The organism is Chryseobacterium proteolyticum, assembly GCF_046591535.1.
Classification (GTDB): domain Bacteria; phylum Bacteroidota; class Bacteroidia; order Flavobacteriales; family Weeksellaceae; genus Chryseobacterium; species Chryseobacterium proteolyticum.
In genome coordinates, this window is the sequence record NZ_JBJLWK010000007.1 from 100417 (window position 1) to 115722 (window position 15306).

General features: G+C 35.1%; 17 protein-coding genes and 1 pseudogene. 10 read left to right on the forward strand and 8 right to left on the reverse strand.

What is annotated here, in order from left to right:
- Positions 1 to 37 precede the first annotated feature (37 nt).
- From ACJ5H0_RS21655 to ACJ5H0_RS21680, 6 genes are all read left to right on the forward strand, one after another.
- Entirely contained in the window at positions 38 to 943 is a 906-nt protein-coding gene (locus ACJ5H0_RS21655; RefSeq protein WP_172280784.1) for a transcription antitermination protein NusB, read from the forward strand.
- Between the two features lies 1 nt (position 944).
- The gene (locus ACJ5H0_RS21660) at positions 945 to 1451 is read left to right on the forward strand and encodes a DUF1573 domain-containing protein (protein ID WP_411251990.1); all 507 of its coding nucleotides are present in this window, start codon (positions 945 to 947) and stop codon (positions 1449 to 1451) included.
- Between the two features lie 5 nt (positions 1452 to 1456).
- A complete protein-coding gene (yajC, locus tag ACJ5H0_RS21665) occupies positions 1457 to 1831 on the forward strand; it encodes a preprotein translocase subunit YajC (protein WP_172280780.1) in 375 nt (124 codons plus the stop codon).
- 154 nt (positions 1832 to 1985) lie between these two features.
- Complete coding sequence (locus ACJ5H0_RS21670; protein ID WP_411251991.1) at positions 1986 to 2720, forward strand: SDR family NAD(P)-dependent oxidoreductase; 735 nt, start codon at positions 1986 to 1988, stop codon at positions 2718 to 2720.
- Positions 2721 to 3071: 351 nt separating this feature from the next.
- A complete protein-coding gene (locus ACJ5H0_RS21675; protein ID WP_411251992.1) occupies positions 3072 to 3305 on the forward strand; it encodes a mechanosensitive ion channel family protein in 234 nt (77 codons plus the stop codon).
- Positions 3226 to 3921, forward strand: a complete 696-nt coding sequence (locus ACJ5H0_RS21680) for a mechanosensitive ion channel family protein (protein WP_411251993.1) — start codon at positions 3226 to 3228, stop codon at positions 3919 to 3921. The genes ACJ5H0_RS21675 and ACJ5H0_RS21680 overlap by 80 nt, the downstream gene beginning before the upstream one ends.
- 65 nt (positions 3922 to 3986) lie before the next feature.
- Here ACJ5H0_RS21680 and ligD (ACJ5H0_RS21685) read toward each other — a convergent pair whose 3' ends face one another.
- From ligD (ACJ5H0_RS21685) to ku, 3 genes are read right to left on the reverse strand one after another with little or no spacing between them, the layout of a single operon-like run.
- Positions 3987 to 4934, reverse strand: a complete 948-nt coding sequence (ligD, locus tag ACJ5H0_RS21685) for a non-homologous end-joining DNA ligase (protein ID WP_411251994.1) — start codon at positions 4932 to 4934, stop codon at positions 3987 to 3989.
- On the reverse strand, positions 4876 to 6540 hold the full coding sequence (ligD, locus tag ACJ5H0_RS21690; protein WP_411251995.1) for a non-homologous end-joining DNA ligase: 1665 nt from the start codon (positions 6538 to 6540) through the stop codon (positions 4876 to 4878). The genes ligD (ACJ5H0_RS21685) and ligD (ACJ5H0_RS21690) overlap by 59 nt, the downstream gene beginning before the upstream one ends.
- Positions 6540 to 7325, reverse strand: coding sequence for a non-homologous end joining protein Ku (ku, locus tag ACJ5H0_RS21695; protein ID WP_172280771.1), 786 nt, complete (start codon positions 7323 to 7325; stop codon positions 6540 to 6542). Before ku ends, ligD (ACJ5H0_RS21690) begins: the two co-directional genes overlap by 1 nt.
- 179 nt (positions 7326 to 7504) lie before the next feature.
- Here ku and ACJ5H0_RS21700 point away from each other — a divergent pair, with 179 nt between their 5' ends.
- A complete protein-coding gene (locus ACJ5H0_RS21700; RefSeq protein WP_411251996.1) occupies positions 7505 to 8074 on the forward strand; it encodes a Crp/Fnr family transcriptional regulator in 570 nt (189 codons plus the stop codon).
- A gap of 83 nt (positions 8075 to 8157) precedes the next feature.
- On the forward strand, positions 8158 to 9447 hold the full coding sequence (locus ACJ5H0_RS21705) for an adenylosuccinate synthase (RefSeq protein ID WP_411251997.1): 1290 nt from the start codon (positions 8158 to 8160) through the stop codon (positions 9445 to 9447).
- 33 nt (positions 9448 to 9480) lie between these two features.
- On the opposite strand, the gene aspS is transcribed toward ACJ5H0_RS21705, so the two are convergent.
- The 3 genes from aspS to ACJ5H0_RS21720 form a co-directional block, all read right to left on the reverse strand.
- Positions 9481 to 11235: an aspartate--tRNA ligase gene (gene aspS / locus ACJ5H0_RS21710; RefSeq protein ID WP_411251998.1), complete on the reverse strand. Its 1755-nt coding sequence runs from the start codon at positions 11233 to 11235 to the stop codon at positions 9481 to 9483.
- Positions 11236 to 11378: 143 nt separating this feature from the next.
- Positions 11379 to 11627 (reverse strand): ankyrin repeat domain-containing protein, encoded by a 249-nt coding sequence (locus ACJ5H0_RS21715; protein ID WP_411252075.1) that lies wholly within the window; start codon positions 11625 to 11627, stop codon positions 11379 to 11381.
- Positions 11587 to 11817: a hypothetical protein gene (locus ACJ5H0_RS21720; protein WP_411252076.1), complete on the reverse strand. Its 231-nt coding sequence runs from the start codon at positions 11815 to 11817 to the stop codon at positions 11587 to 11589. Before ACJ5H0_RS21720 ends, ACJ5H0_RS21715 begins: the two co-directional genes overlap by 41 nt.
- Before the next feature lie 257 nt (positions 11818 to 12074).
- Between ACJ5H0_RS21720 and ACJ5H0_RS21725 the strand changes: the two genes are divergently transcribed.
- A complete protein-coding gene (locus ACJ5H0_RS21725) occupies positions 12075 to 12194 on the forward strand; it encodes a 30S ribosomal protein THX (protein ID WP_172280761.1) in 120 nt (39 codons plus the stop codon).
- A gap of 54 nt (positions 12195 to 12248) precedes the next feature.
- On the opposite strand, the gene ACJ5H0_RS21730 is transcribed toward ACJ5H0_RS21725, so the two are convergent.
- Positions 12249 to 12899 carry a DUF937 domain-containing protein gene (locus tag ACJ5H0_RS21730; RefSeq protein ID WP_172280759.1) on the reverse strand — a complete coding sequence of 217 codons (651 nt, stop codon included), beginning with the start codon at positions 12897 to 12899 and terminating at the stop codon, positions 12249 to 12251.
- A gap of 118 nt (positions 12900 to 13017) precedes the next feature.
- Positions 13018 to 13527 carry a DUF2480 family protein gene (locus ACJ5H0_RS21735; RefSeq protein WP_345991765.1) on the reverse strand — a complete coding sequence of 170 codons (510 nt, stop codon included), beginning with the start codon at positions 13525 to 13527 and terminating at the stop codon, positions 13018 to 13020.
- 79 nt (positions 13528 to 13606) lie between these two features.
- Here ACJ5H0_RS21735 and lpxB point away from each other — a divergent pair.
- Positions 13607 to 14711 (forward strand): annotated as a pseudogene (gene lpxB / locus ACJ5H0_RS21740) (lipid-A-disaccharide synthase).
- The last annotated feature ends 595 nt before the right edge of the window (positions 14712 to 15306 follow it).

Here is a 15306-nt window from a genome sequence, read left to right on the forward strand (position 1 = left end):
AAATTTTGTATCTTTGCACCCATAAAAAGCTCTTTGAATGTTAGGAAGAAGACAAATCCGTGAAAAAGTGGTGGAAAATGTGTATTCATACTACCAGAATCCGATTAAATTTGATGTTTTAGAGAAAAACATGTTTTCGGGTATAGAGAAAATCTATCATCTCTATATTTACCAACTGAATTTTTTAGTAGGTCTAAAGGCGCTTGCTGAAAACCAGATGGAAATTGGGAAGAAAAAATATCTGAAAACAGATTCTGATATTAATCCCAACCAGAAATTTATTAACAATCAGGTGTTGATCAAACTAGAGGAAAACCCTGAAAGGCTATTCTTTACAGGGCAACATAAAGAATTGAAATGGGATTTACATGATGATCTATTAGTAAAAACTTTCCAGAGAATTACAGCAGGGAAACGTTACCAGGATTTCATGAAAGTAGAAGAATATTCTTTTGAAGAGGACCAGAAGTTTATCGGAAAATTATTTTTGCGCTATATCGCTGAAAATGAAGATTTTCATGATTACCTTGGAGACAAGGAACTGACCTGGTCTGATGATATTCACATTTCCAATTCAATGGTTCAAAAGACAATTGGATTTCTGAAAGAAGATGAAGAAAGCAGAACATTAATCAAAATGATCAAGGATGAAGATGATAAGGCTTTTGCAGCTAAACTTCTAAGAGATACTTTGAACAATTGGGAAAATAATGAAAAGAAACTAAGTGAAAGATTGGAAAACTGGGATTTGGAAAGAGTTTCTTTAATGGATAAAGTTATTTTGTCTACCGCTATATCGGAACTTGATAATTTTCCTTTTACACCTTCAAGAGTTATTATCAATGAATATATTGAAATTGCTAAAGTATTTGCTACAGACAGATCCAATATCTTCATTAACGGAATTTTAGATAAATATTGTAAAGATCAAAATAGAATTTAACATGAAAAAGACGTTATCAATTATCGCTTTGTCTATTATAGGCTTTGGTTTAGTTTCTTGTAAAAAAGAAAACAAAGAGGCTCAAACTGCTGAATCTGTAGCAACAGATTCCACTGCTGCTGCAACAACTCCCGCTGATTCTGCGGTAGCTCCTGCAACAACAGAAGCGGCAACTCCGGCTCAATCTAACCAACCTTCAACTTCACTTGCTTTATCTGAAAGCAACTTCGATTTTGGAAATATCAAAAAAGGAGATAAAGTAGAGCATGTTTATGAAGTAACCAATACAGGTAAAAATCCATTGGTAATTTCTGAAGTTAAGCCTGGATGCGGATGTACAGCTCCTGACTTTACTAAAGAGCCTATTTTACCAGGTAAAAAAGGAAAGATTACCTTACATTTTGATTCTTCAAGTTTCGATGGAAATGTTCAGAAATATGCTGACGTATATGCGAACGTAGAAAAATCTCCAATTAAATTAACATTCACTGCGAATATTCAACCTTAATTAAAATGAATACATTAACCATTTTTTTACAGGCACAGCCGGCAGGAGGATCATCTTCAATGATGCTGATCATGATGGGTGTGATGTTTGTAGGTTTTTATTTCTTAATGATAAGGCCACAAATGAAAAAACAGAAGCAGGAGAAAACCTTTCAGGAAAATCTGAAAGTAGGAAGCAGGGTAGTACTAACTTCAGGCCTTCATGGAAGAATTGCTCAAATCCAGGATGATGGTTTTGTTATTGAAACATTATCAGGAAAGTTAAAGTTCGAAAAAGCGGCTGTATCAAGAGAATTTACAGACAATCGTTTTGGAGAAAAAGCAACTAAAGCAGCTGAAAAAACTGCTGAGAAAAAAGAAATTGATACTGAAAAGAAATAATTTTTTAGTTTAAAAGATAATATAACCGGCGCGGCGAACTTTGTTCACCGCGCCGGTCTTTTATATAGAGATAAGCCGACAAAAATGGTAACCAATAAATCCCTGTTGGCATAAAATCCTTACTATTTTTATAGTTTTAAATTATCTTTGTCCGATGAAGCAAAGTATACACAAAACGGTTCTGATTTTAGGAGCAAATTCCGATGTTGCAAAACAATCTTTTAAGCAGTATCTGCAAAAAGGATACTCCGTAATTGCGGCTTCCAGAAATACGGCTTCGCTGGAAAATTTTGTTAAAGAAAATCAATTAGATCAAGCGAAAATTAAGATTATATATTTTGATGCTTCCGATTTTGCTTCGCATCAGCAATTTTATGATAACCTGATGATAAAACCGGCTATTGTAGTTTATGCAGCCGGATTTCTGGTTGACAATCAAAAAGCTTTGCTTGATTTTAAAGGTGCATACCAGATGATGCAGGTAAACTATATGGGTGGGGTTTCAATTCTTAATATTATTGCTATGGACAAAAGTAATAATAACCTTGAGAGAATTATCGGACTTTCTTCACTTTCCGGCGTAAGAGGAAGAAAAAGTAATTTTATATATGGAAGCACAAAATCTGCATTCACACAATATTTAGCCGGTCTCCGACAGGAATTATCTTCAAGAAATATTATTGTCAATGCATTGGTCATCGGATATATTCGCACTAAAATGAATACAGGTCTGAAGCTTACGGAATCCCTGATAATGGAACCGGATTATGTTGCGAACTTTGTGGTCAATGCAGGGAGCTCATTTACTATAGTCCCGAATTTTAAATGGAAAATTATTTATTTTATTTTGAAAATTTTACCTGAAAGTATGGTGGCAAAATTACCATGATATTTTTCGCTGAATTTTTATTTTTCTAAATAAATTTTAATTAAACTCTTAAATCTGTTTATTTTTAATTTTTAAGTCTCAAAAAGACTGCTCTTTTTCAAAAAAGGAGTACGGTATGGAAATTGGAAATCATTCTTTTTTTCAGTATTTTTAAAATCTGAAATGATTCTTTTACCTGAATAAATTTCAAAAAATGATCATTGAGTGCACCTGAACAGGTCGTTCTGCTATCCAATACTTTTTATTATATAGATTACTTTAAACCAGGGTTTAAGGTTAATTTTTTTATGGGATGTGGATCGTTTCAGGATTTATCAGAAAAATAACATATCAATTTAAATAAATACAAAAATGGATGATTTAAAATTAGACAACGTTCAACAACAGTGGGACACCTTCTTGACCTCAGCTATTGCATGGGCACCGAAAATTATTACAGCTGTGATTTCAGCATTCCTGATATATCTGGTAGGATCATGGATGATCAGGATGATTAAAAGACTTGTTGAAAAAGCTTTTAAAAGGCGTAATATGGAGCCGTCCTTACAGCTTTTTTTTATTAAATATTATCAACTGGGGACTTAATATCCTGCTCTTTATTGTAGTGGTTACCCAATTAGGAGTACAGACTTCAGCCTTTGTCGCCATGATAGGTGCTGCCGGATTAGCGGTTGGATTGGCTTTACAGGGATCTTTGACGAATTTTGCGGGAGGCATTCTTATTTTATTATTAAAACCGTTTAAGATCGGAGACTTTATTTCGGCAAGTTCCGGAGTATCCGGAACAGTAAATGCTATAGACGTTTTCCATACAAGGCTTATTACGCCTCAGAATCAGTTGATCGTAATCCCTAATGGTGAAATCTCCAACAAGAGTATTACCAATTATACGCAGTTGGGAACAAGAAAAACGTGGTTTGATATAGGAGTTTCTTATAATGCAGATCTAAAGCAAGCTAAAGAAATACTGCTGGAGGCAATACATCAGAATGAATATGCTCTTAAAGAACCTGCGCCACAAGTAGTTGTAACCGAGCTAGGAGATAGTGCAGTGAATTTGTCTGTAAGGGTGATGACCACTAATGAAAATTTCTGGGCAATGAATGAAGAATTGATTATAGCTTGTAAAGCAGCCCTTGATAAGGCAGGAATTGAAATTCCTTTTCCACAAAGGGATGTACATGTATATAATAATAACTAAAAACCTTATAATGAAAAACCTGCATTGATAAAATGCAGGTTTTTTTATTTCATCAAGGCGTTGATTTATCCTAAATTCTGCAATAAATCCAATGCCTTCATCATATCAATTCCTTTTCCTAAAACCGGTTTAAATAAATCTCCTTTTTCTTTAATCCTGTCAAGTGCGTTGTGGATATTGAAATCTGTAGGTTTTAATCCGGGCTTTAATTCTTCCCATGCAATGGGCATAGAAACCGAAGCTCCCGGTTTTGGACGTAAGCTGTAAGCACTTGCCAACGTTTGTCCTGTTCTGTTTTGAAGGTAATCCAGATAGATTTTCTTATCATCCCTTTTTTGAAGGCTTCTTTCTAAGGTGGTTATTTTAGGAAGTTTTTCATTGACCTGTTTCATGACAATATGAGCAAAATCCTTTACCTGATCGAATTCATAATTACCTCCCATCGGAATATAGATGTGAATTCCGGTACTTCCTGATGTTTTACAATACCCTTTCACTTTAATTGACTTCAGGACTTCATTTACCTGTAAAGCGGTTTCAATAACATCATCAAATGTATTTTTTTTAGAGGGATCGAGATCAAGCACTAAATAATCGGGATGTTCAAGATCAGGGAGTGAACTGTTCCAGGGGTTGAGATCTATACAACCTAGATTATTAAGATATGCGAGTGTGGCTTTATCATTACAGTAGATATAATCAATGTATTTATCGTTGGATTCTGAATAAACCTGTGTTGTTTTTACCCATTCCGGAGTATTGTCACTGGCATCTTTCTGATAAAAACCTTGTTCTTCAATTCCGTTTGGGAAACGGTTTAAGGATAACGGACGGTTTTTCAGATGCGGTAAAATATATCTGGCAACCGATTGATAGTATTCAATCACATCTCCTTTTGATATACCATCTTCCGGAAAATATATTTTATCTTGATTTGTCAATTTTACTTTATGCTTATCTAAAGTAACTTCCTTTTCTTTTTCTGTATTTTTTGATGATGTGGTGGCTTTCATTTTTTTTAGGTTTTTCATTTTTTTGGTTCACTTTATTGACGGAATCATTGATTTCTTCAGGGTTTTTATCCTCCCGGATCGTGATAAAAACAGGATGTCTGAAAATTCCGTCCTTGGTGATTTCAGAATATTTGATTTCGCAAACCAGTTTCGGTTCTACCCATGTGACTGGCATATTGGTTTTGGGGATCTTGTCAAACGGTGAATTTTTTATGGTTAATTTTTTCAGACGCTGATGAAGTTGATTCAAAGATTCACTATTGAATCCCGTTCCTGTATGTCCGGAGTAAATGAGCTCTCCACCTTTATATTTTCCTAATATCAATGCTCCGAAGCCTTTTCTGGAGCCTCTGGGTTCTGTGAATCCACAAATAATGACTTCTTCAGTACTGGTGAATTTTATTTTTAACCAATCAGAAGTTCTATGATTTTCAACATACTGGCTATCGGATTTTTTTGCGATCATACCTTCAAGCTGCATTTTTTCCATCTGATTAAAAAAACTGATTCCATTTTCAGGTATATGGTCACAATATTTAATCATTTCTGTTTCTACTAACGCTTCTTTTAATAACTCTTTTCTTTGCAATAATGGGAGTTGTTCGGTAGAATGACCATTCAGCCAAAGCAGATCAAAAACCTGATATACCAGGGCGAGATCAGGATTATCACCAATCTGTTGTAATAGTTGGAAATTGGGCTTTCCATTTTCATCATAAGCCACAATTTCTCCATCCAAAATCATTTTTTGCTTTTGAAGACTAAAGTCTTGGGTAACTTTTCTGAATTTTGATAAAAAAGAAATTCCGTTTCTTGAATAAAATAAAGGATCATTTTTGCTCAGATCGGCTATTGCCCTGTAGCCGTCCCATTTGATTTCAAAGATCCATTCCGGAGAATCAAATGCTTTTTCATAGGACTTCGCCAACATAGGCTTAATGAAAGAGGTAAGCTTCTTTTCATCGGCTAATGCATTGAATTTTTTAAATTCAGGCTTTGATGTTATGACTTCTTTTTGTTGTTTTTTGGGCTTTTTTTTTTCCTCTAAGAATTTTGTCACCAAAGATTTGGGAGAGGTATTGTCTTCGGCATTATAGCCAGCTTCTGCAAAGTCATCCTTATGTTTTATGAGTAACCAGGAATTCCCTTCCGTGTTTTTCATTTTTACCAAAGCAAATTCACCTTTCAGCTTTTTACCGTGTAAAATAAATTTCAAAGATCCTGCATGTAGTTCTTTCAACAATTCTTTTTCGTCAGAAAGCTTGCTGTCTTTCTCTAAAGGTTCATAAGTTCCACTATCCCAGACCTCGACTTGTCCGGCTCCATAATTTCCTTCGGGTATATTTCCTTCGAAATCTTTATAGTCATAAGGATGGTCTTCAACCATCATAGCCAGACGTTTATCCTTTGGATCTAATGAAGGACCTTTAGGAACTGCCCAGCTTTTTAGAACCCCTTCCATCTCTAAACGAAAATCATAGTGAAGATGTGAGGCCGCATGTCTTTGGATGACAAAAATAAGCTGATCCTTACTCTTTTTTGTTTTGCCTTTAGGCTCACTTGTTTCGTTAAATTTCCTTTTTTCGTTATAATCTTTAAGAGCCATCAGGATGCGTTTTTAGATTTTGAACTTTGTAAACTGGCTTTTAATTGAGCCATCAAATCAATTACTTTTCCTTCTTTTGCGGGTTCAGCTTTCTGAGCCTTAACACTCTTACCTTTAGCTTTCTGTTTAATGATCTTCATGAGTGATTCAGAGTAAGTATCCTTATACATCGTAGGATCAAACTTCTGGGAAAGCTGCTCAATAAGGCTTACTGCCATTTTTAATTCTGCAGGTTTAGGAGCTTTTTTAGCCGGGATTTTTAAATCATGGTAATCTCTTATTTCCTGATCAAAGCGTAATCGGTTGAGAATAAGAACCTCTTCATTGTATGGCCTGATCATCCCTATTGCTTCACTTTCGCGCAATACAAATGTTCCTACACCTACCATTTCGGTTTCTGTTAAAGCTTTCATGAGAAGCCTGTAAGCATTTTCCCCATTTTTCTGGGGCTCAAGAAAATATGGATTTTCAAAATAAACACTATCTACTTCAGATTCTTTTACAAACTGGTCGATCGATAATATTTTGCTTTTTTCAGGACTTGCCGCTGCATAATCCTCATCGTCGAGAACAATATACCGGTCTTCCATCAGGTAAGCCTTCACAATATTTTCCCACTTTACTTCTTTCCCTGTTTTTTCATTAACTCTTTTGAATTTAATATTAGAAAAGTCAGATTTATCCAGCATGTCCAGATCCAGTTTGCTGGTTTCTGTTGCTGAATATATTTTAACAGGGATATTTACTAAGCCAAAGCCAATGGCGCCATTCCAGATTGCTTTCATTGTACTATGTTTGTTTAGATAACGTACAATGATTGTGCCGTATGAAAAATATTTACGTAATGTGGTACTTTATTATGATTTTATAAAATGTAAAAAGAAAAATGTGTTTTTGTTTTATTCTCAATTGTCAATTGAAAATAAAAGTATTTGTATATCTTTAAAATACCAATGAATAAAGAATGGAAGAGCTATTCAGTTACATAAGGAAATTCGCGGAACTAAGTGAAGAAGAGGAAGACCTGATTGCTGTTGGAGTACAGGAACTAACTATCCAAAAAGGAGAGGTATTTGTAGAGGCGGGCAGGATAAGCCAGATGATTGCTTTTGTAAAAGAAGGTGTATTTCGTTCATTGTATTATAATAAACAAGGAGACGATTGCACACGATATTTTATTTATGAAGGCCGGTTTATCGGAGATTTTCAGGGTTTTGTTAATCAGACCCCTTCTAACGAGTATATAGAAGCAATTACGGATGGAACTTTATGGGTCATAGATTTTAATCATTTTAAAACCATAGAAAGCAGAATATCTGTTTGGCCGGTTCTGATCGCTAAGTTGCATGCTTTTGTAGCAGAGAATAAGCTAAAGGTTGCCAGCACGATGCTGAGCCTGGATGCGAAATCCAGGTATCTTCATTTTCTGGATCATTATCCAGGATTGGCAAACCGTGTTCCTCAGGCAATGTTGGCGTCTTATCTCGGAATTACTCCCTCCTCATTCAGCCGGATCAGAAAAAATATAATATAGATTTCCCTTTCTTGTCAAATGACAATTGCTCCCTCGTATTCATGCTATAGTTTTGCTCTGTAAAAAGAGATAAATTATAAAATATGGATATCGTATTAGGATTACAGTGGGGAGATGAAGGGAAAGGTAAATTCATTGACCTGATCAGTCGGAATTATGACATTGTCGCACGTTTCAACGGAGGAGCGAATGCAGGACATAGTATTGAACGAAATGGAAAAAGAATAACATTGAAAACTCTTCCTTCGGGAATATTTATAGAAGGAGTAGACAATGTAATCGGGGCAGGGATCGTATTGGATCCTGTTAATTTCAAGCAGGAAGTTTTGAAACTAAATGCTTTTGATATGAATATTCAGGTTGAAAAACGCCTGGCTGTATCTAGGAAAGCACATCTTGTGTTACCCACACATACATTAATGGACGTATTTATGGAAGAGAATTCATCCTATAATACAATTGGTACAACTAAAAATGGTATAGGACAGGCCTATGCTAACAAAATTCTGCGGCAGAATCTAAGAGTGGGTGATATTGATAGATCCGATTTTAGTGAAATAGTAAATCATATTGTAGAAAGAGACTATCAGCAGCTGTTAGATTATGGTCAGATACTTCCTCCGATAACAGATCTGAAAGATACATTTTTCGATGCTATAGAGTTTCTGAAAAAATTTCGATGGATAGAAGCTGAAGAGTTTTTAAATGAATCGATTAAGAGTGGAAGAAAAATTCTTGCAGAAGGTGCACAGGCAACATTACTCGATATAGATCACGGAACCTATCCTTACGTTACATCATCTACAACGATTGCTTCAGGAGCGTGCAGCGGTTTGGGAGTCTCGCCTAAAAAGGTAGGCGAAATCTATGGGGTTACAAAAGCATATTGTACCAGGGTAGGAAATGGTGCCTTTCCTACGGAGCTTTTTGGCGAAACAGGTGAGAAGATAAGGCAAATAGGTAATGAGTTTGGTTCTAATACAGGACGGCCCCGAAGAGTAGGGTGGCTGGATCTGCCTGCTTTAAAATATGCTGTAATGATTAATGGAGTGACTCAATTGATCATTACCAAAGCTGATGTCTTGAATGGCTTTGAGTCTGTAGCTATATGTACTCACTATAAAGTCAAAGATCAGACTGTAGTGTCAGGTTTAATGACTGATGATGAAGCACGTCCGGTTTTCCGTCGGATGAAAGGATGGAAAACTGAATTTTCAGAATGTAAAGATCCTTCCTCTTTACCCGAGGAATTATTGGAGTTTATTCAATTTCTTGAAAATGAGCTTGAAATTCCTGTGAGTTATCTTTCTACAGGACCTGGCAGGGAAGATATGATAAAGCTGACTTCAAAACTGATATCTCAGATAGTATAAAATAAAAAAGCGAGGTAAAAACCTCGCTTTAATTTATGCTTTTAAATTTAATTGTAATTCCAGCTCATCCAGTTGTGCATCAGCAATTGATGCCGGTGCGTCAATCATCACATCACGTCCCGAGTTATTTTTAGGAAAGGCAATATAATCTCTGATCACTTCATTTCCGTCAAGAATGGCCACCAAACGGTCAAACCCGAAAGCTAAACCACCATGAGGAGGAGCTCCATATTTAAATGCGTTCATCAAGAACCCAAATTGTGCTTCCGCCTCTTCTTTTGAAAAACCTAATAAATCAAACATCTTAGATTGAAGTTCCCTGTCGAAAATTCTGATTGATCCTCCTCCGATTTCATTTCCATTAAGAACCATATCATAAGCATTTGCTCTGGCTTTTCCGGGATCAGTTTCCAGCAGGTGAATATCTTCCGGCTTAGGAGAAGTGAAAGGATGGTGCATCGCGTGGTATCTCTGAGTTTCCTCGTCAAATTCCAATAGTGGGAAATCGACTACCCAAAGAGGAGCAAATACATCTCCTTTTCTTAATCCCAAACGGTTTCCCAGTTCCATTCTCAATGCGGAAAGCTGAGCTCTTACTTTATTTTCATTTCCTGAAAGAATAAGCATCAAATCTCCTTCTTTCGCCCCGAATTTTTCAATGATCTTTGTTAAGTCTTCTTCGTTGTAAAACTTGTTAACAGATGATGTTTTTACGCCATCATTCTGGAATTTTGCCCACACCATCCCTGAGGCTCCGATTTGAGGACGTTTTACCCAGTCCACCAATTCGTCGATCTGTTTTCTGGTATAGTCTGCACAGCCTTCAACATTAATTCCAACTACCAATTCCGCATCATCAAATATTTTAAAATCTTTTCCTTTTACCAGTTCATTAAGCTCCACGAATTCCATTCCGAAACGGATATCCGGTTTGTCATTCCCATATTTTTGCATCGCTTCTGCGAAAGTCATTCTCGGAAAAGCTCCGAATTCTTGCCCGGTAATATCTTTGAGCAATGTTTTGGTCATTCCCTCAAATACATTCATCACATCCTCCTGTTCAACGAAGGCCATTTCGCAGTCGATCTGTGTAAATTCAGGCTGTCTGTCTGCTCTCAGATCTTCGTCACGGAAACATTTTACAATCTGGAAATATTTATCCATTCCACCTACCATCAGAAGTTGTTTGAATGTCTGTGGAGATTGAGGTAGTGCATAAAACTGCCCTGGGTTCATTCTGCTGGGCACCACAAAGTCTCTCGCTCCCTCCGGAGTAGACTTAATTAAAACAGGTGTTTCCACTTCAATGAATCCTTCTTCAGAAAGGTAACTTCTTACTTTCTGAGCCATTTTATGACGGAAGATTAATTTATCTTTTACCGGATTTCTTCTGATATCAAGATAACGGTATTTCATTCTTAATTCTTCACCTCCGTCTGTTTCATCTTCAATTGTAAAGGGTGGAAGTTGAGAGTCATTAAGAACGCTTAGTTTTTCAACTAAAATTTCAATTTCTCCGGTTGGAATATTAGGATTTTTGCTTACTCTCTCAATTACTTTTCCGGTAACCTGAATCACAAATTCACGTCCCAGTTTTTTAGCTTCTTCCATTAATTGAGCTGAAGAGCGATCCTGGTCTAAAACCAATTGTGTAATTCCGTAACGATCCCGAAGATCTATCCAAATCATAAATCCTTTATCACGGATAGTTTGTACCCATCCTGAAAGTGTAACTTCTTCATTAAGATTTTTTAGAGATAATTCTCCGTTTGTGTGCGATCGAAACATTAGTTTTAGATGTTAGATATTATACTTTATATACCAGACTCATTAAGGTCTGAATTTTAAAGTGCAAAGATAAGATTTTTGAAAGTCTTATAAATAAAAAAAAACTTCCCAAAGGAAGTTTTTGAATATATTTTTTAAGAAAATTATTTTAGAATTTCTGTAAGAGCCGCCTGTTTATATTTTACTGAAATGTCTTTAGCTGTTTCTCCGTTTTCATTCTTCAGATTTTTTGAAGCACCTTTTTTTAATAATATTTTAGCCAGGTCAGGTCTTCCAAATTTAGCTGCGGCCATAAGCGGACTTAGATTGCTGCAGATTTTATTGACGTCTACATTATTTGTAAGTAAATAATTAAAAATATTTTTTTTGTCGAATCTTACACTGTACGCCAAAAGATTGTAGCTGATATTTTTTTTCTCCCAGACATTTATCGTAGTCTTCTTTTGGAAAAGCTTTTTTAAATGTTTCAATATTATCTGTTTGAAAAGCTATTCTCTGTTCACTTGAAATTTGCTGAGCGAATAATGAACCAGCAAAAATAGAAATTGCGAAAACCAATGTAGTAGAGATTATTTTTTTCATGAAAATTTTATTTTAAGAATACACAAAGTTAATTTATTTTTTTGATACAATTTACTATGATTATGATTTCAATTTTTGAAATTAAATAAAATATATGCTATTTGTTAATAATGACAAAATGTAAATCTGCTAATTTTAAAGGATTGTTTGTGAGAATTTAGTCTTTTGTATACTGGTTTTATAAAAATTTTAACGGCAATATTTTGTGCTTTTTTACAAGTTTTCTTACATTAGACGTAACCAACAAATAATTTATTATGGGAAAAGGAGACAAAAAATCAAGAAGAGGTAAAATTAATAATGGCAGCTATGGAAAAAGAAGACCAAGAAAAGCCTCTAAATCGCTAGAAACTTCGGAGGAAAAATCAAAGAAGTAACAAAATAAAAAAGACCGGAAATAAATCCCCGGTCTTTTTTTTATACAAATTAAATTATTTTCCGAATATACTTCCCAGGATACCACCCAGTCCGCCTTGTTGTTGCTTTTGGCCTCCACCAAGAACGCTTCCTAAAATATCATTTAATGGATTTCCTGAAGATTGAGCCTGCCCGCCACCGCCAAGAACACTACCAAGAATGTCATTTAACGGACTTGATTGCTGGGCCTGTGCCTGATTAGAGGCGTTTCCAAGAATTCCACCCAATAGATCTCCCAATCCACCTGCTCCAACATTGTTCTGTTGTTTTTCTTTGCCAATATAGCCCATAATAACCGGAGCAAGCATTGCCAAAACAGGACCTATTTTATCAATGGAAATTCCCGTATTTTGTGATAACTGATTTTCAACATTTTGTTTGTCGTTACCGAAAATGTGGCTAAGGATTGAGCCTCCTTCTGCCTGTCTTGCTTCAACTTGTGAAGCATCATCCAGGATACTTCCGTTATGGTCTTTATCCAGAGCATTGTTTAATGCTTCAGCTTCTTTAGAATCCTGAGATTTATTTCTTAAGTACGAAATAATTAGGGGTGCTGCTACAGCTAACAAAGCAATAATCTGGTTTTTGCTGATTCCAAATTTGTTTTCAGCCTGTACCGCAACCTGGTTGCTTGTGTTTCCTGTTAGCAAATCGATTAAACTCATGTTGTGTTTATTTAAATTGTTAATAAACCAAAGTTATCAAAAAATATTCCCTAATAATTTTTTTAATCTAAAATTACTGTTAAAGTTTTTTATTTTTTCTAAGCAGCTGGTACTGAGTTTAGTTTTTTAAAATAGGGACATTGGAACATGCTTCGCCAAACATCAGAGATTTTACGATCGGCTTCAATTGTTCTACCAATTCTACATACGCATTCTCAGGAATTTCCTTATCCGAACATCCTTTTACCAATACCCTTTTATCTCTTAAATCATCAAAGTCATAAGTCTGTATTGCATTGTGCATTAAAATAACTTCAAGATCTTCACGGTTACCAAAGACTATTTTCTTTGCAACATCAGTAAGTTTGGCTGTAAGGACAAAATAAGCCCACAATGGAACAATAGCATCTGCCGAATTGTAAATGTATATGTAAGCATCAATATATTCATCAGTATTGATAGCGGCCACCTGTGCACGAAATTCTTTTTCTTTCAAAATCATTTCCTGAAAAAGAAAATCTTTCAGGTCGATTCCTTTTCTTGTGCCTTTTGGAAGAAGCGTGGCAAGATCAAAATTTACAAGACCGCTTTCGTTTACTTTATTTCTGATTTCAAATTCTTCTGACATTTTTTATCATTATCTTTGAACAAATTTACAAATTAAGATCCAACAAAGTTTTAATTTGTTCTCTATCCTTATTATAGAAATGAAATATTATATCATTGCCGGAGAAGCCTCAGGAGATTTACACGGGAGTAATTTAATGAAGTCTTTAAAAAAGAAAGATCCGGATGCTGAATTCAGATTCTGGGGAGGTGATTTGATGGCTAAGCAGGGAGGAACCCTTGTAAAACATTACCGTGACCTTGCTTTTATGGGATTTCTGGAAGTTGCTATGAATCTCAGGACGATATTAAATAATATTAAATTCTGTAAAGAAGACATTAAAAATAATCAACCTGATATTTTAATCTTAATTGATTATCCGGGATTTAATCTAAGAATAGCCAAATTTGCCAAAGAACTTGGAATAAAAGTAGTGTATTATATTTCACCACAGCTTTGGGCATGGAAAGAAGGCAGGGTAGAGATCATAAAAAAAATATGTGGACGAAATGATGGTCATTCTTCCGTTCGAAGAAGACTTTTATAAAAAACATGGAGTTCATTCCCATTTTGTAGGGCATCCTCTGTTAGATGCCATATCCAGCTTACAGGAAATCGATATTGATGCTTTTAAGAAGGAAAACGGCTTAAATGACAAAGAAATTATTGCCTTATTACCAGGTTCGCGAAAGCAGGAAGTTGAAAAAATGCTGGAAATGATGCTTTCTGTGAGATCATCTTTTAAAGAGTATCAGTTTGTGATTGCCGGAGCTCCAAGTTTACCAAAAGATTTTTATGAATCTTATGTAGATGATAATGTGCATTTTGTTTCAAATAAAACCTATGATTTACTTAGATGTTCAAAAGCCGCTTTGGTAACGTCGGGTACAGCAACACTGGAAACTGCTTTACTGAATGTTCCTGAAGTAGTTTGTTACCGGGGAAGTAAGATTTCTTATGCTATTGCTAAAAGATTGGTTAAAAATATAAAATATATTTCTTTAGTAAACTTGATTATGGATCGGGAGGTCGTAAAGGAACTAATCCAAAATGACCTGAACACCGGAAATTTAATCGAGGAATTAAAGAAGATACTGGAGGGTAACAAAAGATCACAGGTATTAAATGATTATGTTCTTTTAAAAGAAAAGCTTGGTGGAAGCGGGGCAAGTGATCATGCTGCAGATGTGATTTTGAAAGTTTGAAATATTCAATAATAAATAACATGAATCGTAGAATTTTTTTCTGCGATTTTTATTTTTTAAAACGAATTTAATAGTCTTTTAAAGATTCTGAAATTTTGATGTGTTAATTTTTGTCTCAATAAATATTTTTGAGTAACACAAATTTTCGAATTGAATAAGCAGCCACTTTTTATTCTCGTTATATGTTTTATTCTTGGAATCTTTTTTCAGGACTATGTATCACTTGATAAGAGATTTATTGTCATTGTAACAATTCTATGTTCAGTTCTTTTGCTCGCTTTGTTTCTCCGGTCCTATCTTTCCCATAGGGGCAGACCAATTTTTTTTAGCGTTGATGTTCTTTTTTCTTGGCATTATTTTACATTCATTGAATACGTTTCCTTTGAATTCTGATGTAATGAAATCCAGAGAACTTGTAACATTTAAAATAGTCAGAAAGCTAAACTCAACTGAAAAATACAAGAAATATGAGGTTATTGCTCAGGCAGAAGGAAAAAACATCAAGTCAATTTTATTTATTCCTAAGAATGTTCATCAGCTTAACTTTAATTATTACTATAAAGGATGGGTTTTTATGCAGGAATTGAAACCTCCT